This window comes from Mycolicibacterium sp. P4_G11 (assembly GCF_056555145.1).
The window spans coordinates 107,171-124,769 of the sequence record NZ_JBFUJW010000015.1 but is presented as its reverse complement, the minus strand read 5'-3'; the positions used below and the strand labels follow the sequence as shown (position 1 = coordinate 124,769).

The following is a 17,599-nucleotide window of genomic DNA, read 5'->3' as shown; positions in this document are numbered from 1 at the left end:
ATGCTCGCTGGACTCGCATTCGGCTCGGAGATCAAACGATTCGGCCGCAGCCGCATGACGCGCGCCGCGATCGTGGTGCTGATGCTGCTGCCGCTGGTGTACGGCGCGCTGTACCTGTGGGCGTTCTGGGATCCGTTCGGCCAGGTCAACAAGATGCCGGTGGCGCTGGTGAACGCCGACCGCGGCGCCGTCGTCGAGGGCGTTCACGTCAACGCGGGCGAGCAGATCGCCAAGAGCCTGACCGACGACCGCAGCCTGGACTGGCACGTGGTGAGCGATCAGGAGGCACGCGACGGCGTCGAGCACGGCAAGTACTACTTCATGCTGGAGCTGCCGGAGAACTTCAGCGAGGCCATCGCCTCACCGGTCACCGGCGATCCCGAAAAAGCACAGCTGATCGCGGTGTACAACGACGCCAACAACTACATCTCGTCGACCATCGGGCGGACCGCCACCAGCCAGGTACTCAACGCGGTGTCCACCCGCATCTCCGGACAGGCGGTCAATCAGATTCTGTCCGTGGTGGTTTCGTCCGGCACCGGCATCAAGCAGGCCGCCGACGGGGCGCAGAAGCTGGCCGACGGCGCGGCGCAGGTCGATACCGGCGCGGGCAAATTGTCGAGCGGCCTGAGCGACGCGCGCTCCGGCTCGGCCAAGCTCTCCGCGGGCGCCAAACAGCTCTCCACCGGCATCAACCAGGCCACCGATCCGTTGTTGAAGGTGACCAAGGCCCTGTCGCAGGTCGGCGGCAGCACCGACCAGCTGCAGCAGAGCGCGACGGCACTGGAGCAGGCGGCCGATCAGGCCGGCGCGCTGGCCACCGCGCAGGACACGGCGGCCGCGGCGATCGGCTCGGTGATCCAACAACTTTCGGTGAATCAGGATCCGGTGTCGATCGGCGCCGTGAACACCCTGCGCGGCGTCCAGGACCAGTTGAACGGCCATCAGTTCACGCCACAGATCCGTCAGCAGATCACCGATGGGCGCAATGCGGCGATCTCGATGACCGAGACGCTGCGCGCCCCCGGCAGCCCGCTGCGGACGGCGCTCGATCAGGTGGGCGGCAGCGGTCAGCAGCTGACCGACAAGCTCAACCAGCTGCGCAACGGCGCCCAGCAACTGGCCACCGGCAATGCGCAATTGGCCAGCGGCATCGTGCAACTCGATGACGGGGCGCGCCAGTTGAAGTCCGGCACCACCCAACTCAAGGACGGTTCGCACGAACTGGCCACCAAGCTCGGTGACGGCGCCAAGCAGGTGCCGACCTGGACCGAGCAGCAGAAAGAGGCCATCGCCGACACCATCGGCGGCCCGGTGCACCTGGAGTCCTCACACGAGAACGGCGCACCCAACTTCGCCACCGGCATGGCCCCGTTCTTCCTGACGCTGGCGCTGTTCTTCGGCGCGCTCGTGCTGTGGATGGTGTTGCGGCCCTTGCAGAACCGCCCGATCGCGGCCGAGGTGCTGGCAATCCGGGTGGTGCTGGCGAGCTACCTGCCGGCCGCGGCGCTCGCCGTGGGGCAGTCGATCATCCTGTACTGCGTGGTGCGATTCGGTCTCGGCATGCAGGTGTCGCATCCGGTGGCGATGCTGGGCTTCATGATGCTGATCTCGCTGGCCTTCGTGGCCGCGACACAGGCCATCAACGCCCTGGTCGGACCGGCGGTGGGACGGGTGCTGATCATGGCGCTGCTGATGCTGCAGATGGTCAGCGCCGGCGGCATGTACCCGGTCGAGACGACGGCCAGACCCTTCCAGGTGCTGCACTCGTTCGATCCGATGACGTTCGGCGTCAACGGACTTCGTCAGTTGATCCTGGGCGGCATCGACGGCCGCCTGTGGCACGCGATCATCGTGCTGGTGTGTATTTGGCTTGGCGCACTGGGTATTTCGAGCCTGTGCGCCCGCCGTAACCGGACCTGGAACCTGATCCGGCTCTTGCCCGCCATCAAGATGTAGCCCGGGGCTAGCCCAGGCTGACGGTGCCGTCGGCATTGATGCGCCACCCCGGGTTGTGCGCGATCTCCCAGATCACGCCGTTCGGATCCTGGATGTGCGCGTGGAACACCCCGCCGAACTGCCCGGGCTGCGGCGGCTTGAGAGTGGTGCCGCCCGCGCCGGTCATGGCCGCCGCCAGCTCGATGACCTCGTCCTGGCTGTCGACGTTGTGCGCCAACGTGATTCCGCTGACCTGTGAGTGGTCGGCGGCCTGCGCGAGGTCGGCGTTGAACTTCTCCGCGAGGAAGAAGCCGAGTAGCTGGCCCGGCGCAGTCTGATAGAAGATGATCTCCCCCGGCACATCGAGCGTCGGCGTCCAGCCGAGCGCGGTGTAGAACTGCCGGGTCGCATCCAGATCCACGGTGGCCAACGTGAAGAAGTGCACTTGCTGCTTCATGACCCCAGGCTACGTAGCCCCACCGACATGCTGTCAGAGCAAACAGACGCCGGCGACCAGGAGTGCGACGACCTTGATCAACTCCAGTGCCACGTAGACATGGTGACCATGGGAGCGGGGGCCGACGCGGCCCGCCAGCACCTCATCCGACCGGCGATTCAGCCCGGGTCGCACGGCGACCAGCTGCACGGCCAACGCTCCGACGGCTACGGCGAACGCTGTGGTGACGGCCACCGAAGGCCGACTCACCAAGGCCGCCAGCACAATTCCCGCCGCGAACACCAGCTCGACGGTGTTGAGCGCCCGGAACACCAGCCGCCCGATGCCGAGCCCGATCGGCAGGGTGACGTTCGGTGCCCGGAATTTGAGCGGCGCCTCCAGGAAGGAGATGGCCAGCACCATCCCCAACCAGACGAAGCTGATGGCAACCTGGACCGCTGTGGCAGTACTCATCGGAAGCGAGGCTATGCGGCCAGCGGGCTGAACGCTTCGAACCAGATGCGGTCACGCGGCACGCCGGCGTCCGCGAGCTGCCGGACCGCCGCTGCCATGAACGGTGTCGGACCGCAGATGTAGACGTTGGCATCGGAGCGGAAGTCGATGGCGTTCAGGTCGATTCGGCCGCGCCGGTCGGGTTCGGTCAGCGGATAACCGTCGGGCAGCCCGTCGTACCACGTGTGCAGCGTCGCGCCCGGAATCTGCGCGACCAGGTCGGCCAGTTCCGCGCGGTGCGCGTGACTGGCACGGGTGCGGTCGCAGTGCACCACGGTCACGGAGCGTCCCGGCTGCTCGGCCGCGATGAAATAGAGCATGCCCAGCACGGGGGTGATGCCGATGCCCGCCGAGATCAGCAGCAGCGGGGTGTCCGCGGGACTGTCGAGGGCGATGTCACCGAACGGGTGTGACACCTGCAGCACGTCGCCTTCGAACACGTACTCGTGCAGGTATGACGACACCGCGCCCTCCCGACGCACCGAGATGCGCCACCGGTCGTCGGCGCCGGCGTGCGACAGGCTGTACTGGCGAATCTGGCGGGCCCCGTCGGGCAGCTGGACCGCCACCGAAATGTATTGTCCCGGAGCGAAATCAGGGAGTTCGGCCCCATCGGCGGCGGCGAGCCCGAACGCCACGGTGAGCGGCGACTGCTGTACTCGTTCGACCACCCGGACCGGCATCCAGACATGTTCCGGGTCGGTTCCCGCCGCCTCGTACAGTTCGCGTTCACGGCCGATCAGCGTGTCGGCCATCGACCAGTAGACCGCAGTCCACGCCTCGGCGACATCGGCGGTGACGACGTCCGCGCCGAGTACCTCGACGATCGCCGCGAACAGGTGCTCATAGACCACCGGGTATTGCTCGGGCGCCACGCCCAGGGACGCGTGCTTGTGCGCGATCCGCTCGATGACGTCCGCACCGGGAGCGTCAGGATCGACGAGCAGCGTGGCGTACATCGCGACCGATCCGGCCAGCGCCTTCTGCTGCGACCCATTTGCCTGATTGCCGCGGTTGAACAGATCCCGCTCCAACTCGGGATGCGCCGCGAACAACCGGCGGTAGAAGACCGGCGTGATCTCGCCGATCGCACCGCCGACCACCGGCAGCGTGGCCTTGACGACCTCGGCGTGGGCCGGCGACAACTGGGCTGTAGACAACATGGCAGAACCTCTCACTTCGTCGTGAATGCGCTGGCGGGACCTGGATCGAAGATGCCCCGATACCCGTCCTCCACCTGTCAACCAGGCTATTTAAATAAGCATGATCGATGCAAGTATTACTGAAGGTGAGCTACGACACAACGTAGTAATAGCTTCGACGGGCGCCGAGAACACCGATTTGCGAATCCATCCGCCAACCCGACGTTTGACCGCGCCGGATGGCGGTTATGCACTAGACATGTTCAGTAACAAGGTGATTCCGTTCCTGGCGGCCGGCGCGTTCGCATCGGCTGGCGTGGCCGCCCCATTCGTATCAGCCGATATCGTGTCGAGCACCGTCGGCAACAACCCGGTCTTGACCAGCTATCCGCTACAACCGGCCGACGATGACGGCCCGGGCGGCAGCGGCTGCGTCAACGGCCAGTGCGGTTCCGGCGGCGTGAACGGTGGTCCTGGAGGCGGCCCGGGAGGTGCCGGCTGTATACCCACCCAGTACGGCCCGGCCTGCGGTTCCGGTGGTGTCAACGCCGGCCCGGGCGGCATTCCCGGTGGCAGCGGCTGCATTCCCGGAGTCGGCTGCGGCGGCGGCCACGGCTAGTCATCGGCGAGCCCCGTATCGGCGACCAGCAGCCGGTCGACAGCGCTGGTGCTCTCGGGCGAAAGTCCCTGGCGCATCAGCGCATCGAGGAACTCGGCGGCCACGGTCTTGAGCTTCACCTGCGTCGCCTGCGACCGCCATCTCAGGATGTCGAACGCGCGGTCGGCGTCGACGCCATAGGTCACCATGAGCACACCCTTGGCTTGCTCGATCAGCGCACGTGATTCCACGACGCGCGACATGGCCTTGGTGACGTCCGACTGCACACTCTCGGTGACGTCGACGTAGAACCCTTCGGTCCCGATCACATGACCGGACTCGTCCGTCATCCGGTCACCGACGACGACCAACCACCGTGTGCAGCCGGAGGCATCGATGATCCGGTGCCGGCTGCTGAACTGGCCGCCCCGCTTGACCCGATCCAGCACCTCCGCGACCTTCGCCCGATCGTCAGGATGCTGATGACTCAACAACAATTCGGTCGTGGGTTGGGCCGCCCCCGGCTCATATCCGTGCATGCGGGCCACCTGGTCCGACCACACCCAGCGCTGATCGGCGACGAAGTAATGAAACTTGCCGACACGCTGGTTTTCCCCGCCGCTGAAGACAGCGGCCACCTCCCACGACTCACGACTGTCGATATCCGTATCGGTCATATCCGTCACTCGGCGCTCGGGCATAGTCGTATCCAGCCCGTGAATTCCGGGCCTGGTTCATCGTAACCCGTTATGCCCGAGCGCCGTCAGCTGTGCGCCACGCACTGTCAGGCGTGCACAACCTGCTCCCGAATTTCCCGCAGGGTCCGATCGAGGATCCGCGAAACGTGCATCTGCGAGACGCCGATCGTGTCGGCGATCTGGCGCTGCGTCTTCGATGCGAAGAATCGCAGGTAGAGGATCCGTTGCTCACGAGCCGGCAGCGCTTCCAGCACCGGCTTGACCGATTCGCGCTCGGTGACCCGCTCGAACCCGTCGTCGACATCACCGAGCACGTCGGCGAGTGACTGCGGATTGTCATCGTTGTCGACGACGGGCGTGTCGAGGGACTGCGGCTGATAGGCATTGGCCGCCAAGAGTCCTTCTGTGATCTGTTCCGGCGCAACGCCCAACGCCTCGGCCAGTTCGCCGGCGTTGGGCGTACGGCCCAGCCGCTGCGTCAATTCTGTTGTCACGCCTTTGATTTGCTGACGGATATCTCGGATGCTCCTCGGCACGTGGACTTTCCAGCCATAGTCCCGGAAGTGACGGCGCAACTCCCCCATGATCGTCGGGACGGCAAACGCGACGAAGGCTGCCCCATTGTTGGGGTCGAAGCGGTTGACCGCCTGGATCAAACCAACTCGGGCAACCTGGATCAGATCATCGAGGTTTTCGCCCTTGCCGTCGAAGTGGCGGGCCAGCCGGTCCGCCAGCGGGCAGCACCGCATCACGATGCGATCGCGCTGCCTCAGGAATGCGTCGGATTCCGCCGGGAGTGTGCGCAGCTTCGCCACCATATCCGGTACATCCGCGTACTCATCGGAATACCGGGCTTTTTCAGGTAAGCGCTTCTCCAGCAACAAGGTTGACATGAACGTGCCTTCCACAGGCCCACAACACGCATTAGAAGAATCGGCTCTCCGAGCATCTGCTCGGAGACGTGGCATGCGCATTGTTTCCACCAGTCAAGGTGGACCGGCAATCTGCCGTAGTCGACCGCCACCCCGGTATTCTCTCAGCCGTGCCCTGATCTGGACCCCGGCCGCACACCGTCAGGTAGCGCTCAGCTGGTGTCGCTTTGGTCTAAGCGACTGCGCCACGTGGGCGCTGTATTCGACCATACCGCTGATCAGAGCGTGGCACCACCGCTACTCACCGCCGACCGTCGATAACGGCAGGTCAGACCGAAGAAACTTTTCTGCCAGAACAGGTTTGGCCGGCAATGGCCCCGGGTATCCACCGAACCGGCGATAGCAACATCCGGAAAAACACTGACAGGAAGCGCAATTTTCGATGGCGGTGTGTATTACCTGCGGAACAGATTGCGATCAGTCGTTCACCGTCAATTGGAACGGCCGCAGCGCCAGCTTTGACTGCATCGAATGTATGGCCACCATGGTGGCCCCGACGTGCCGGCACTGCGGATGTCGAATCCTCGGCCACGCGTTGCGAATCGACGGCATCCCGTACTGCTGCGATCATTGCATCCAGGCCGCCGACGACGGCGCCAAGCCATCGGCAAACACCGAGCGTTGGCAGTTCGGTTTGCGGTCGATCGCGCCGGTGCCGGGTGATTGACGCGCTGGCGGTTTAGACCGTAATCGCGCCGGGTAACCACGCCGTATTCGTCGACCGCAATGGAGCGATCCGACTTGTGAGACGAGGATCGGTGGATTCCGCCATGAAGACCATCACGAGCTGCATTGCCGCAACGATGCCCCTGACCTCACTGATGCTGGCCGCGCCGGCCATCACGGCGCCCGCATCTGCGCAACCCTGTCCCGACGTGCAGGTGGTGTTCGCGCGCGGGACCATGGAGCCACCGGGCGTGGGCAGAGCTGGACAGGCTTTCGTTGATGCGCTCACCGCTCGGACCGCGGGGCGAAGTGTCGACGTGGCACCCGTGAACTACCCGGCCTCGCTCGACTTCGCCACCGCCGCCGACGGTGTCGTCGACGTGGCGAACAGGGTCCAGAGCACCGCGTCGATCTGCCCCACCACCAAGATCGTCCTCGGCGGATACTCGCAGGGCGCCGCGGTGGCCGCATACATCACCGAGGACGCCGTCCCGGCCGGCGTCACCCTGCCGTTGGGCATCACCGGGCCGCTGCCTGCGTTCGTCGCCGACCATATCGCGGCGGTCGTGCTGTTCGGCAAGCCGTCGTCGGGCTTCCTGCAGATGGTGTACACCGGTGCGCCCCCGATCACCGTGGGCTCGCGCTACGTGTCGAAGACCCTCGACTTGTGCATCGCCGATGATCCGGTGTGCTCCACGACGGGCGGCGACAACAACGCCCACGTGGCGTACGCCGACAATGGAATGGCCGATCAGGCAGCACAATTCGTGGTCGGCAAGCTGGGCACGATCAGCGCGCAACCACGCGTTGAGCAGTCCGCGCCGCGGTGATCACCGACCCGTCAGCAGCGGAAATTCTTCGGCTTCGACGCGTTGCGTGTGGTCCTCGGTGGCCTGCTGCAGGTCGGTCAGTGCGGTCTCGAATTCCGCGGATGTCAGGTCCAGCTGCTTCACGTGGTCCAGCTGCTCCTTGGTGTCGTCCGCTTCGCCGCGCAGCGACTCGACCACGCGCCCGCGCCGTACCCGCGGGTGCACCAGCAGCTCCTCGGTCACTTCCTGCGCGGTCAGTGCCGCGCGCAGTTCCGCGAAATACTGCTGATGCTCGGTGGCGTCCTGCGCGTGCAACGTCTTGTCGAACAGGCGGCGCGTGGTCAGGTGCTGAGCCTTGACGTAGTCGATGACGTCATCTTTGGCAGTCGTCGACACAGGTGTCATGCGATCCCCCCTTTTGGCTGGCTCGGGTGTATCCCGGTACTACTGCCCAGTGCGCGCCGAAGTAAACGCCGGCTACCCGTCCCCGGTGCCGTCCTCGGGTGGCCAGTGATGCCCCTGTGACGCCGCCCCGGGGTCCGCGAAGTCGCCGCGCGACAGCGGTACCCATTGCTCGCTGGCCACGGCCTGTTCGGCGGGAAAATCTTCCAGGTCACCGAACGGCTGTGCGTCCCACATCTCGAACGTCAATGGCGTCTGGAGCCAGCCGTACAGCAGCAGATATGTGGCTTCGAGCGAATCGAGATGCGTGCGTTCCCAGCCGTGACTGCCGTCGAGCCCGAATCCCACGAGCGCCGCGCGGGTGGCGGCGCCGGCCTCGATGGCGGCCGCGACATCCGACCGGTAGTACCGAAAGATGTCGCGGGCGTAGGTGATTCCCTTCTCCTGGGCCAACCGGCACAACTTGCGGGTCAGGTAGTAGTCGAACGGTCCGTGCATGTCGGCCATCGGAATGGTGACGCCATGTTCGAGCGACTGCTGGCCGGGCGCGCACACCGCGTTGTCGACGGACACCAGTTCCGCTACGTCGGGTGGCAGTCCGTGGCTGGCACCGTGGCCGACTTCCTCGGTGATGGTCACCATGAGCGTCGTCCGATGCGGCAGCACGATGTTGCGCTCGGCGATGACCTTGGCCAGCGTCAGGGCAATGGCCACGCCGGCCTTGCCGTCGAGGTGCCGGGAGACGACGAAGCCGTCTTCGGTCAGCTCCGGGCTGGCCACCAGTGCGACGAAGTCCCCGACGTTCAGGCCCAACTGCTCGAGGTCCGCACGCGATGTCACATTGCGGTCGACCCGGACTTCGACGTCGTCCCAGCTGGTCGGCTGGGTGTCGATCTCGTCACCGAACGCATGGCCACTTGCCTTGAGCGGCATCACTGTTCCGGTGAAGAACCGGTCGGCGTCGTCGGGCAAGATCCGGACCCGGGCGCCGGTGGCGAAACGTGCCGAGAAGGTGCCGACGGGCACGAGCGCCAGCCGGCCGTTGTCCTTGAGTTCGCGCACCATGCAGCCGATGGTGTCCGAATGCACCACGATGGCGCGGTCGGTGGTCTGCGACCGTCCCGGCAGTTCGGCGATGAGCGCGCCGCGGCGGGTCAGCGTGAACGGCACACCGAGTTTGGTCAGGATCTGGCCGATCAGTTGCATCACCGCGTCGGTACGTCCCGACGGGCTCGGCGTCTGCAGCAGCGCCAAGAGCGTGTCGACCATCCAGCCCCGGTCGTCCACCGACATCCGGATGCTTGCTGCGTCGAACTCAGCCATCAGCACTGCTCGATCGGGTCGGGATGCCAGGCCCACGGCGTGGCCGCGGTACGCGGGAACAGCAGATCGATGAACGCCTGCGCGGTCGGTCGGGGCTCGTGATTGGCCAGACCCGGTCGCTCGTTCGCTTCGATGAACACGTACTCCTCGCCCCGCACCGTCGGCACGATCAGATCGATTCCGGTCACCGGAATCTCGATGGCCTCCGCCGCGTCCACCGCCACTTTCGCCAGCATGGGATTGAGATCGTCGGTGACGTCGTGAATGGTCCCGCCGGTGTGCAGGTTCGCCGTGTGGCGCACAACCAGTCGTTCGTTCGCGGGCAGCACATCCTCCAGCTGCCAGCCTTCCTTGTGCACGGTGTCGTCGGTGATGGTGTCCAACGGGATCACCGATTCCCCGTGCGTGGCCACCGAGCGGCGCCGGCTCTGCGCTTCGATCAGCTGGCGGATGGTGTGCGTACCGGTGCCGATCACCTCGGGTGGCCGGCGGATGGCCGCGGCGATCACCTTGCCGTCGATGACGACGACGCGCAAATCCTCACCCTCGCAACGCTCTTCGATGAGAACATCGGGGCAGTGCTGCATGGCGAGCCCGATGGCGCGGTTCAGGTCGTCGGCTCCGGTGACCCCGACGGTGATGCCCGCGCCCTGTTCGCCGCGGGCCGGTTTGACGACGGCGGACCCCACCTTCTCCAGGAAGCGGCAGTCTTCGTCGGTGAAAGTCGCTGTGCAGCCTTCCGGTACGCGGATACCCGCATCCGCGACGACCGACCGCGCGACGCGCTTGTCGTCACACCGGCTCATCGCCACGGCGCTGGTCAGCTCGGACAGCGACTCGCGGGTGACGACGCTGGTGCCGCCGTGGGTGAGCCGCAGGTAGCCGCCCTGCGCATCGAGCACGTCCACCGCGATGCCCCGCAGGATCGCCTCGTCGGCGATGATGCGCGCATACGGGTTCAGGTGTGCCAGTTGCTCTTCCGGCTTCACCGGAGCGAACAGCGGCTCGTTGATCGCGTTCTTGCGTTTGATTCCGAGCGCGGCGGGCACCCGCGTGAAACCGATGCGCTCGTACAGCGCGATCGCACCGTCGTTGTTGTGCAGCACCGACAGATCCATCTGGGCCCGTCCCCGCCGGATGAACTCCTCGATCAGCGAGCGCACCAGCAGGCCGCCGGTGCCGGGCCGGGTGGCAGTCGGCTCGACCGCCAGGCACCACAGGCTGGAACCGTTCTCCTCATCGCCGAACAGCTGGCTGTGATCGATACCGGTCACCGTGCCGACAACCTGACCGGTCTGGTCGTCGACCGCGACCAGGTACACCACCTGCGGCGCGGACTGGCTGTTGGTCCACATCAGGTCGCTGTCGGCCGGCACCATGTGACACCGTACGTAGATGTGGTTGATCGCGACACAGTCGTCGATCGAATTCACCTGGCGGACCGACAATCCCGGCACATCGGGTGGCCGGAACTGCATCGGCTTGGTCAGGTCGAGCCGGTACGTGAAACTCGGGTCGATGAAGAATTCGTGGGCGTGCAGCGCCACGAAGACATGGGGTGCGTCGAGATACATACCGATGTCACGACGGCCACTGCCCTCCTCCCGCAGGGCCGTACCGAACTCGTCAGGGTCGTGGAAGGTCTGACCGAAAACCAGCCGCCCCCAACCCATGTCCTGTATGACACCCTCGGCCATGTCGCCGGTGTGCGTTGTCATCATCGGCCCACTCCGTCGACGTGTGTGGCGAGCCACAATTCCAGCAAACCGATCTGCCACAACGGATTCCCGCGCAGCGGCGTGAGATTGCCGTTGGGATCGGCGAACATCTCGGTGACCACGCCGGGGGCAAACAGACCCCGGTCGCGCGCGGCCCGGCTGTGCAGCGCGTCACGCACGAGGTCCAGGTACGGCCCGGCCAGATGCTTGAGCGCGGGCACCGGGAAATAGCCTTTGGGGCGGTCGATGACCTCGGCCGGAATGACCTTGCGCGCAGCCTCTTTCAGCACGCCCTTGCCGCCCTGCGCGGTCTTGAACTCCGGCGGGCAGGCCGCCGCCAGCTCGACGAGCTCGTGGTCGAGGAACGGCACGCGGCCTTCCAGGCCCCAGGCCATGGTCATGTTGTCGACCCGCTTGACCGGGTCGTCGACGAGCATGACGGTGGTATCCAGTCGCAGCGCCCGGTCGGTGGCGGTGGCCGCGCCCGGGTGGGTGAAATTCTGCAGGACGAACGCCGCCGCGGAATCGTGCTCGAGTTGCCACTGCGGCTGCAGCAGCCGGTTGACCGCCTCATGACTGCGGTCGAAGAATGCGCTGCGGTAGCGACGCAACGCGTCAGCTGGATCGTTGTCGGCCGCGCTCGCCATCGGCGGGTACCAGTGATAGCCGGCGAAGATCTCGTCGGCGCCCTGCCCGGACTGCACGACCTTCACGTGCTGGCTCACTTCCTGCGACAGCAGGTAGAACGCCACGCAGTCGTGGCTCATCATTGGCTCGCTCATGGCGTCGATCGCACCGGAGAGGGCGGGCAGCATGCGTGACGAGTCGACCCGAATCTGGTGGTGGTCGGTGTCGAATTGGCGGGCGATGACGTCCGAGTACTTGAACTCGTCGCCTTCCTCGCCGCCCGCGGCCTCGAATCCGATGGAGAACGTGGCCAGCCCGTGTTGGCCGGCCTCGGCGAGCAGACCGACGATCAAGCTGGAATCCAGGCCGCCGGACAACAGGCAACCCACCGGCACGTCGGCGACCAGGCGGCGTTCTACCGCGGTGCGAAGTGACGCCAGCACGGCGTCCCGCCAGTCGTCCGCGGTCCAGTCGGCCCGCTCGAGCGACCGCTCGAAAATGGGTTCCCAGTAGGTCGTTTCAGTGCGCTTCCCATCGGGTTCGATGCGCATGATGGTGCCCGGCGGCAGCTTCTGCACACCACGCAGGATGGTGCGCGGCGCCGGCACAACCGAGTGAAAACTCAGATAGTGTTGCAGCGCAACGGAATCGAGTTCGGTATCGACTCCGCCTGCAGCCACCAGGGCAGGCAGGGACGACGCGAAACGCAGCGCTCCCCCGGCCGCCTCACACCAGTACAGGGGTTTGACCCCGAGGCGGTCGCGCGCCAGCAGCACCCGGCCCGACTCGATCTCCGCGACGGCGAACGCGAACATCCCGTAGAGGTGCTCGACGACCCGCTCACCCCACTCCTGATATCCCTTCAGCACCACCTCGGTGTCACTGTGCGAGAAGAAGCGGTATCCCTTGCCCGAAAGTTCCTGGCGCAGTTGGGGATAGTTGTAGATGCACCCGTTGAACACGACGGTGAGGCCGAGCTCCGGATCGTGCATGGGTTGATGTCCGTGACTGGACAGATCGATGATGGCCAGGCGCCGGTGGCCGAGTGCCACCCCGTCCCGCACCCACAGTCCGCTACTGTCCGGGCCCCGCGATGCCAAACGGTCGGTCATGGCGGCAACTGCCGCCAGATCAGCACCACGGCCCCAGGCGATTTCGCCGGCAATGCCGCACATGGTGGAAAGTCAGCTCCCTTGGTGGACGTCTCCGATTTCACCGTACCCGATGATCACCGTCGACGTAAGGATCGGTCAAATATGCTCTGCTGCACTGTGTTTGCTCGCCGAGCCTGCAGCGATCTGATTGACGGCCGGCTACCGCGTTGCGCGGTAGCCGACCAACGTCGTCAAAATGTCTGTGCCACCGCCCGATTGGCAAGTGTGTTCGCGCAGCGCTCACACAGTGGGACCACCACGATGTTCGCGCCCGCGCCGATCGCCGCGAGGCGCCGAATCCGCCGTATTGAGTTGTACCTCGAGTCCGTCAAGGACTACTCCCCTCCGTGGCATCGCTCGGTCAACTGGGGCACGCGTACTGCCCGCTGCGATTGGCATACCCGCAACCGGCGCGGCTAAACCTCAACCCACGAAGCGCCGACAAAATTGCAGGCACACTGGTCAGGTGATCGATTTCCGCGGGTACCTGCTGGTCGCCGCTCTGCTCGCCACGACCGCCCTGACACTCGTCCTCGGGATCACCGATCCGGCAGCGCCGCTGTCCTACCCGACGTGGTTCCTGGTCTGGAACATGTTCCTGGCCTGGATTCCGATGCTCTTCGCCGGCGCCTTCGCCGCGGTATCCCGGCGCCGGTGGCTGCTGCCGCTGGGGCTGGGCTGGCTGGCGTTCCTGCCGAACGCGCCGTATCTCGTCACCGACCTGGTGCATCTGGGCGAGCAGGACGAGCTGTGGCGCCACGTCCTGCAATACGGGTTCGCCGCGTGGACCGGCATCTTGCTGGGCACCGTGTCGCTGTTACTGGTGCACAAGCGCATCGATCGCGAATTCGGTCCGATCTGGGGTTGGCTCACCGTGGTCGTGTCCGTGGGTCTGTGTGCGATCGGCGTGGTCATCGGCCGGTTTCAGCGGTGGAATTCCTGGGACCTGGTCACCCGGCCGCACGCTGTCGTGGCGGCCACGTTCGAGTGGGTGCGCTCGCCGCTGTCCTACGTGCAATCCACCGGGGTCGGGCTGGCGGTCGCCGCGTTCTTCGGGTTGGCCTACGTGACCGTGTGGGCGCTGGGCGGCCTGCGGTTCAGCGCGAATCCAGGAAGGTGATGACCGCCAGCACCCGGCGGTGATCCTCACCCGTGTCGGGCAGGTTCAACTTGCTGAGAATGCTGCGCACGTGCTTCTCGACGGTGCCTTCGGTCACCCAGAGCTGATGAGCGATACCGGCGTTCGACCGGCCCTCCGCCATCAGGGCCAGCACCTCGTGCTCACGTTCGGTCAACACGGCCAGCGGGTCTTCACGTCGCTGCGCCGCGAACAGTTCCTGCACGAGGGCGGGGTCCACCACCGAAGCGCCGCCCGTGATGCGGTGCAGCGTCTCGAGGAAGTCGCTCACATCGATGACGCGGCTCTTGAGCAGGTAACCGATGCGCTGGCCGCCGCCGAGCAGTTCCATCGCATGCTCGACGTCGACGTGCGCCGACAGCACCAGGATCGCCACCTTCGGTAGCTCGCCGCGGATCACCTTGGCGGCGTCCAGGCCCTCGGTCGTGTGCGTCGGCGGCATCCGGATATCGGTCACCACCAGGTCAGGGACGCTCGCCCGGACCAAGGTGAGCAGTTCACCGCTGTCACCGGCCTGCCCGACGACGCTGAAACCAGCGCCGGTCAGCAGACTCGCCACACCTTCCCGAAGCAGCACGTCGTCGTCGGCGATGACGACACGCGTCCCCTCGTTAGCGCCTACTGCGTCCACGTATGTCCTGTTCGTCTCGACCCCATAGCCGCCGTGCCGTCAGACGCCGGACGTGCCGCTCATTGCATTCATCTTGCCTGTCCACCGCGCCCCATCGCGGACAGTCCTGTGAATCAGCCCCCGACCCGCTGACCGGGGGCTCCTATTGCAGCTAGCCCTACCCCCCATTTGGGCGCTGGCCAGGACGACACCAGCGACGTTCCGGAGCAATGTAAAGGACAGCCGGACACGGCCAACCGAAGTCATCAGAACACCGAAAGCTGGTAGAGGACAATGCAAATCAACCGCACCCGGATCATCCCGCTGGCCGCGACGGCAGCCGCGGCCCTGGCCATCGTCGTCGCGCCGACCGCGGCCGCCGCCMCCCTGCCCACCGATGCCACCGTCACGCAGAGCAACGGGAACGCCCAGATCGTGGCGACCCCGGGCCCGGCCGCCCAGGAGGCCGGGCAGCTGCAGCAGCCGTTCGGCGGCGACTACGGCTTCCTGCTGTTCCGCAACCACTGACAACCACTGACAACCACTGACCTGATCCCGAACCCACCCGTCCGATCCGAAAGCGAGCACCGATCATGAAGAACACCCTGAAGCGCGTCACCGTGTGGTTGTCCATCGCCGCGGTCGGCGGGGCACTTGTGGTGGCACCTGTCGCCGCCGCAGACACCAACCCGACAGTCCCCAATGGCACCGATACCTACAGCCAGTATCAGAACGGCGAGCACAACACGAATGCCCCGGCCGGCCACATCGATCAGTCGTTCTGACGCTTCGGTCCAGTCGCCGTCGGCGCCGCCCTGACCGCGGTTAGGGTCGGTGACGAGATCAGGCGACCAGGCGGGAGGCGGCGAATGAATCCGGCACGATGGAATCCGGCTGTCTCCACCCCGCCGTGGTACGTCGGGCTGCTCGTCGCCGCCGGCCTGATCGCCGCCGAGGTCGGGGTGGTGCGGCTGCTGCGCGATCCCCCGCCGCACAGCACCTATGCCATCGTCTTCATGTTCGGGGTGCTGGTGATGAGCGCGGGCTGGGGCCTGGGCCTGTCCGTACTGACCACCGTCGCCAGCGCCATCGCCTACCTGCAGGTGCATCTGGACGGCGGCCCGCTGCTACCCCTCAAGCCGATCGATGTCCTGACCCTCTCCGTGTTCCTGCCGATCGCCGGAATCGCGAATGTCCTTGGCTGGCAACTGCGTACCCGTGCCCGCGACGCGCACCAGAGTTGGCAGGTCGCCACCGAGGCAACCGAGCGGGTGAGCGAACTCGCCGACCAGCAGGGTGCGCTGCGACGTGTCGCGACCCAGATCGCCGAGGGCAGATCACCGGCCGACGTCCTGTCGAGCGTGGCCGACGAAGTCGCCGCGGTGCTGCACGTCCGCAACGCCGGGCTGGTCCGCTACGAGCCCGGCGGCACCGCGACTCTTGTTGCCGCACACGACGAGCCGGGCCTCACGACAGTCTCCGTCGGGACCACCTTTCCCCTCGACGGCGACGACGTCATCGCAATGGTCCGGACGACGGGTCGCCCCGCGCGGATGGACACCCACGCCGACAGTTCGACGGCGGCGCTCGTCCGCGACCTCGGCCTGCACGCGTGCGTCGGCGTACCCATCACGGTCGACGGACAACTGTGGGGCGCAATGATTGTCGGCACGTCCGGTCCGGACGCCCTGCCCGCCGACACCGAAGCCTGCCTGACGGATTTCGCCGAACTCATCGCCACGGCCATCGCCAACGCCCATGCGCGTGCCGAGCTCGTCGCGTCCCGCGCCCGCATCGTCACCGCCTCCGACAACGCCCGCCGCGGCATCGAACGCGACCTGCACGACGGTGCCCAGCAGCGGCTCGTCACGCTGGCGCTGCAGGTTCGCACCCTGCAGATGGCGATCCCACAGGACCCGGCCGAACTCAAATCTCGCATCGCGGGCATCGGCGACGGGCTGCGTACCGCCAGCGACGAGCTGCGCGAGCTCGCGCACGGGGTGCATCCCGCGATCCTGTCCCGCGGCGGGCTGCGTCCGGCTCTGCGCGACCTCGGCCGCCGGGCGCCGTTGCCGGTCGAGGTGCACGTCGACGTCCCGGTGCGGCTGCCGCAAGCCGTTGAGATCGCCGCCTACTACACCGTCGCCGAAGCCCTCACCAATGCCGCCAAGCACGCCCAGGCGTCCGTGGTCACCGTGAACGTCGATACCGACGCCACATCGTTGCGTATCTCGGTCGCTGACGACGGAGTCGGCGGGGCGTCCCTCGATGCGGGCAGCGGATTGCTCGGTCTCGAGGACCGGGTGGCCGCGCTCGGCGGCAAGTTGCGCCTGACCAGCACCGCGGGCGCCGGCACCACCATGGTCGCGGAGATGCCGCTGGCGGACGAGCCGCTGTCCGCCGGCACAGATACCGGCTAGCAGGAATGCCCAACCAGCATCCCTGCGCGACAATGCAATACATGACGAACCGCCAATCCCTGCGATGCGTCATCGTCGACGACAACGCCGACTACCTGGCCGCTGCAACGGCGCTCCTGCAGCAGGGCGACATCGAGGTCGTCGGTACCGCGCAGTCGATCTCGGACGGGATGCACACCGTCGAACGCCTCCGACCCGACGTCGCGCTGGTGGATGTGAACCTCGGCGAGGAAAACGGATTCGACCTGGTCGCTCAACTGAACTCCCACTCCGGCACCGCCGACGTCATGGCCATTCTGACCTCGACGTTCACCGAGCTGCCTGTCGCGGATCTCACGACCGCCGACGCGCCCCCGAGATTTCTGCCGAAACTCGATCTGTCGGGTGACGCGATCCGCGCCCTCATCGGCTGACCGCACAGCACCGCACAGACGAATCGACCCGGCTCCCTGCCAGCGTCACCCCTCGAGAAACA

General features: G+C 66.2%; 19 protein-coding genes. 9 read left to right on the top strand and 10 right to left on the bottom strand.

The features are described from left to right. On the top strand, positions 1-1,959 hold the full coding sequence (locus tag AC1U2B_RS26955; protein ID WP_480219193.1) for a YhgE/Pip family protein: 1,959 nt from the start codon (positions 1-3) through the stop codon (positions 1,957-1,959). Between the two features lie 7 nt (positions 1,960-1,966). Here AC1U2B_RS26955 and AC1U2B_RS26950 read toward each other — a convergent pair whose 3' ends face one another. The 3 genes from AC1U2B_RS26950 to AC1U2B_RS26940 are packed head-to-tail and all read right to left on the bottom strand — an operon-like array spanning position 1,967 to position 4,050. Continuing rightward, entirely contained in the window at positions 1,967-2,395 is a 429-nt protein-coding gene (locus AC1U2B_RS26950) for a VOC family protein (RefSeq protein ID WP_043985713.1), read from the bottom strand. A 33-nt stretch (positions 2,396-2,428) separates the two neighbouring features. Continuing rightward, positions 2,429-2,848 (bottom strand): hypothetical protein, encoded by a 420-nt coding sequence (locus tag AC1U2B_RS26945; RefSeq protein ID WP_480219192.1) that lies wholly within the window; start codon positions 2,846-2,848, stop codon positions 2,429-2,431. A gap of 11 nt (positions 2,849-2,859) precedes the next feature. After that, positions 2,860-4,050, bottom strand: coding sequence for a globin domain-containing protein (locus AC1U2B_RS26940; RefSeq protein WP_480219191.1), 1,191 nt, complete (start codon positions 4,048-4,050; stop codon positions 2,860-2,862). A 238-nt stretch (positions 4,051-4,288) separates the two neighbouring features. Between AC1U2B_RS26940 and AC1U2B_RS26935 the strand changes: the two genes are divergently transcribed. Further along, positions 4,289-4,648 (top strand): PE-PGRS family protein, encoded by a 360-nt coding sequence (locus AC1U2B_RS26935; protein ID WP_260938467.1) that lies wholly within the window; start codon positions 4,289-4,291, stop codon positions 4,646-4,648. On the opposite strand, the gene AC1U2B_RS26930 is transcribed toward AC1U2B_RS26935, so the two are convergent. Both AC1U2B_RS26930 and AC1U2B_RS26925 read right to left on the bottom strand, forming a co-directional pair. Next, the gene (locus tag AC1U2B_RS26930; protein ID WP_480219190.1) at positions 4,645-5,304 is read right to left on the bottom strand and encodes a PAS and ANTAR domain-containing protein; all 660 of its coding nucleotides are present in this window, start codon (positions 5,302-5,304) and stop codon (positions 4,645-4,647) included. The two genes, AC1U2B_RS26935 and AC1U2B_RS26930, sit on opposite strands and share 4 nt — an antisense overlap. A gap of 107 nt (positions 5,305-5,411) precedes the next feature. Beyond that, the gene (locus tag AC1U2B_RS26925; RefSeq protein WP_480219189.1) at positions 5,412-6,218 is read right to left on the bottom strand and encodes a SigB/SigF/SigG family RNA polymerase sigma factor; all 807 of its coding nucleotides are present in this window, start codon (positions 6,216-6,218) and stop codon (positions 5,412-5,414) included. 514 nt (positions 6,219-6,732) lie between these two features. Here AC1U2B_RS26925 and AC1U2B_RS26920 point away from each other — a divergent pair. Then, positions 6,733-6,924 (top strand): hypothetical protein, encoded by a 192-nt coding sequence (locus tag AC1U2B_RS26920; RefSeq protein WP_480219188.1) that lies wholly within the window; start codon positions 6,733-6,735, stop codon positions 6,922-6,924. A 103-nt stretch (positions 6,925-7,027) separates the two neighbouring features. Further along, complete coding sequence (locus tag AC1U2B_RS26915; protein WP_480219187.1) at positions 7,028-7,753, top strand: cutinase family protein; 726 nt, start codon at positions 7,028-7,030, stop codon at positions 7,751-7,753. On the opposite strand, the gene AC1U2B_RS26910 is transcribed toward AC1U2B_RS26915, so the two are convergent. The 4 genes from AC1U2B_RS26910 to AC1U2B_RS26895 all read right to left on the bottom strand — a co-directional run bounded on the left by AC1U2B_RS26910 (position 7,754) and on the right by AC1U2B_RS26895 (position 12,977). Then, entirely contained in the window at positions 7,754-8,137 is a 384-nt protein-coding gene (locus AC1U2B_RS26910) for a hemerythrin domain-containing protein (RefSeq protein WP_480219186.1), read from the bottom strand. 72 nt (positions 8,138-8,209) lie between these two features. After that, a complete protein-coding gene (locus AC1U2B_RS26905; RefSeq protein ID WP_480219185.1) occupies positions 8,210-9,457 on the bottom strand; it encodes an osmoprotectant NAGGN system M42 family peptidase in 1,248 nt (415 codons plus the stop codon). Further along, positions 9,457-11,175 carry an N-acetylglutaminylglutamine synthetase gene (gene ngg / locus AC1U2B_RS26900; RefSeq protein WP_480219243.1) on the bottom strand — a complete coding sequence of 573 codons (1,719 nt, stop codon included), beginning with the start codon at positions 11,173-11,175 and terminating at the stop codon, positions 9,457-9,459. Before ngg ends, AC1U2B_RS26905 begins: the two co-directional genes overlap by 1 nt. Next, a complete protein-coding gene (locus AC1U2B_RS26895; protein ID WP_480219184.1) occupies positions 11,175-12,977 on the bottom strand; it encodes an N-acetylglutaminylglutamine amidotransferase in 1,803 nt (600 codons plus the stop codon). Before AC1U2B_RS26895 ends, ngg begins: the two co-directional genes overlap by 1 nt. Positions 12,978-13,422: 445 nt before the next feature. On the opposite strand from AC1U2B_RS26895, the gene AC1U2B_RS26890 reads away from it, so the two are divergent. Beyond that, positions 13,423-14,076 carry a DUF1361 domain-containing protein gene (locus AC1U2B_RS26890; RefSeq protein ID WP_043400716.1) on the top strand — a complete coding sequence of 218 codons (654 nt, stop codon included), beginning with the start codon at positions 13,423-13,425 and terminating at the stop codon, positions 14,074-14,076. Here AC1U2B_RS26890 and AC1U2B_RS26885 read toward each other — a convergent pair. Then, on the bottom strand, positions 14,054-14,725 hold the full coding sequence (locus tag AC1U2B_RS26885) for a response regulator (RefSeq protein WP_480219183.1): 672 nt from the start codon (positions 14,723-14,725) through the stop codon (positions 14,054-14,056). The two genes, AC1U2B_RS26890 and AC1U2B_RS26885, sit on opposite strands and share 23 nt — an antisense overlap. Before the next feature lie 273 nt (positions 14,726-14,998). On the opposite strand from AC1U2B_RS26885, the gene AC1U2B_RS26880 reads away from it, so the two are divergent. The 4 genes from AC1U2B_RS26880 (at position 14,999) to AC1U2B_RS26865 (ending at position 17,537) form a co-directional block, all read left to right on the top strand. Beyond that, positions 14,999-15,232 carry a hypothetical protein gene (locus AC1U2B_RS26880; protein WP_480219182.1) on the top strand — a complete coding sequence of 78 codons (234 nt, stop codon included), beginning with the start codon at positions 14,999-15,001 and terminating at the stop codon, positions 15,230-15,232. A gap of 65 nt (positions 15,233-15,297) precedes the next feature. Further along, a complete protein-coding gene (locus AC1U2B_RS26875) occupies positions 15,298-15,489 on the top strand; it encodes a hypothetical protein (RefSeq protein WP_480219181.1) in 192 nt (63 codons plus the stop codon). An 84-nt stretch (positions 15,490-15,573) separates the two neighbouring features. Next, positions 15,574-17,124: a GAF domain-containing sensor histidine kinase gene (locus AC1U2B_RS26870; protein ID WP_480219180.1), complete on the top strand. Its 1,551-nt coding sequence runs from the start codon at positions 15,574-15,576 to the stop codon at positions 17,122-17,124. 41 nt (positions 17,125-17,165) lie between these two features. Continuing rightward, positions 17,166-17,537, top strand: coding sequence for a LytR/AlgR family response regulator transcription factor (locus AC1U2B_RS26865; RefSeq protein ID WP_052506392.1), 372 nt, complete (start codon positions 17,166-17,168; stop codon positions 17,535-17,537). Positions 17,538-17,599: the final 62 nt, after the last annotated feature.

Excerpts from the sequence above, each read along its gene's own strand:
- AC1U2B_RS26865 (WP_052506392.1), top strand. The coding sequence starts at position 17,166 with ATGACGAACCGCCAATCCCTGCGATGCGTCATCGTCGACGACAACGCC.
- AC1U2B_RS26925 (WP_480219189.1), bottom strand. The coding sequence starts at position 6,218 with ATGTCAACCTTGTTGCTGGAGAAGCGCTTACCTGAAAAAGCCCGGTAT.
- AC1U2B_RS26945 (WP_480219192.1), bottom strand. The coding sequence starts at position 2,848 with ATGAGTACTGCCACAGCGGTCCAGGTTGCCATCAGCTTCGTCTGGTTG.
- ngg (WP_480219243.1), bottom strand. The coding sequence starts at position 11,175 with ATGACAACGCACACCGGCGACATGGCCGAGGGTGTCATACAGGACATG.
- AC1U2B_RS26895 (WP_480219184.1), bottom strand. The coding sequence starts at position 12,977 with ATGTGCGGCATTGCCGGCGAAATCGCCTGGGGCCGTGGTGCTGATCTG.
- AC1U2B_RS26935 (WP_260938467.1), top strand. The coding sequence starts at position 4,289 with ATGTTCAGTAACAAGGTGATTCCGTTCCTGGCGGCCGGCGCGTTCGCA.
- AC1U2B_RS26875 (WP_480219181.1), top strand. The coding sequence starts at position 15,298 with ATGAAGAACACCCTGAAGCGCGTCACCGTGTGGTTGTCCATCGCCGCG.
- AC1U2B_RS26930 (WP_480219190.1), bottom strand. The coding sequence starts at position 5,304 with ATGACCGATACGGATATCGACAGTCGTGAGTCGTGGGAGGTGGCCGCT.
- AC1U2B_RS26910 (WP_480219186.1), bottom strand. The coding sequence starts at position 8,137 with ATGACACCTGTGTCGACGACTGCCAAAGATGACGTCATCGACTACGTC.
- AC1U2B_RS26950 (WP_043985713.1), bottom strand. The coding sequence starts at position 2,395 with ATGAAGCAGCAAGTGCACTTCTTCACGTTGGCCACCGTGGATCTGGAT.
- AC1U2B_RS26920 (WP_480219188.1), top strand. The coding sequence starts at position 6,733 with ATGGCCACCATGGTGGCCCCGACGTGCCGGCACTGCGGATGTCGAATC.
- AC1U2B_RS26940 (WP_480219191.1), bottom strand. The coding sequence starts at position 4,050 with ATGTTGTCTACAGCCCAGTTGTCGCCGGCCCACGCCGAGGTCGTCAAG.
- AC1U2B_RS26915 (WP_480219187.1), top strand. The coding sequence starts at position 7,028 with ATGAAGACCATCACGAGCTGCATTGCCGCAACGATGCCCCTGACCTCA.
- AC1U2B_RS26905 (WP_480219185.1), bottom strand. The coding sequence starts at position 9,457 with ATGGCTGAGTTCGACGCAGCAAGCATCCGGATGTCGGTGGACGACCGG.
- AC1U2B_RS26870 (WP_480219180.1), top strand. The coding sequence starts at position 15,574 with ATGAATCCGGCACGATGGAATCCGGCTGTCTCCACCCCGCCGTGGTAC.
- AC1U2B_RS26955 (WP_480219193.1), top strand. The coding sequence starts at position 1 with ATGCTCGCTGGACTCGCATTCGGCTCGGAGATCAAACGATTCGGCCGC.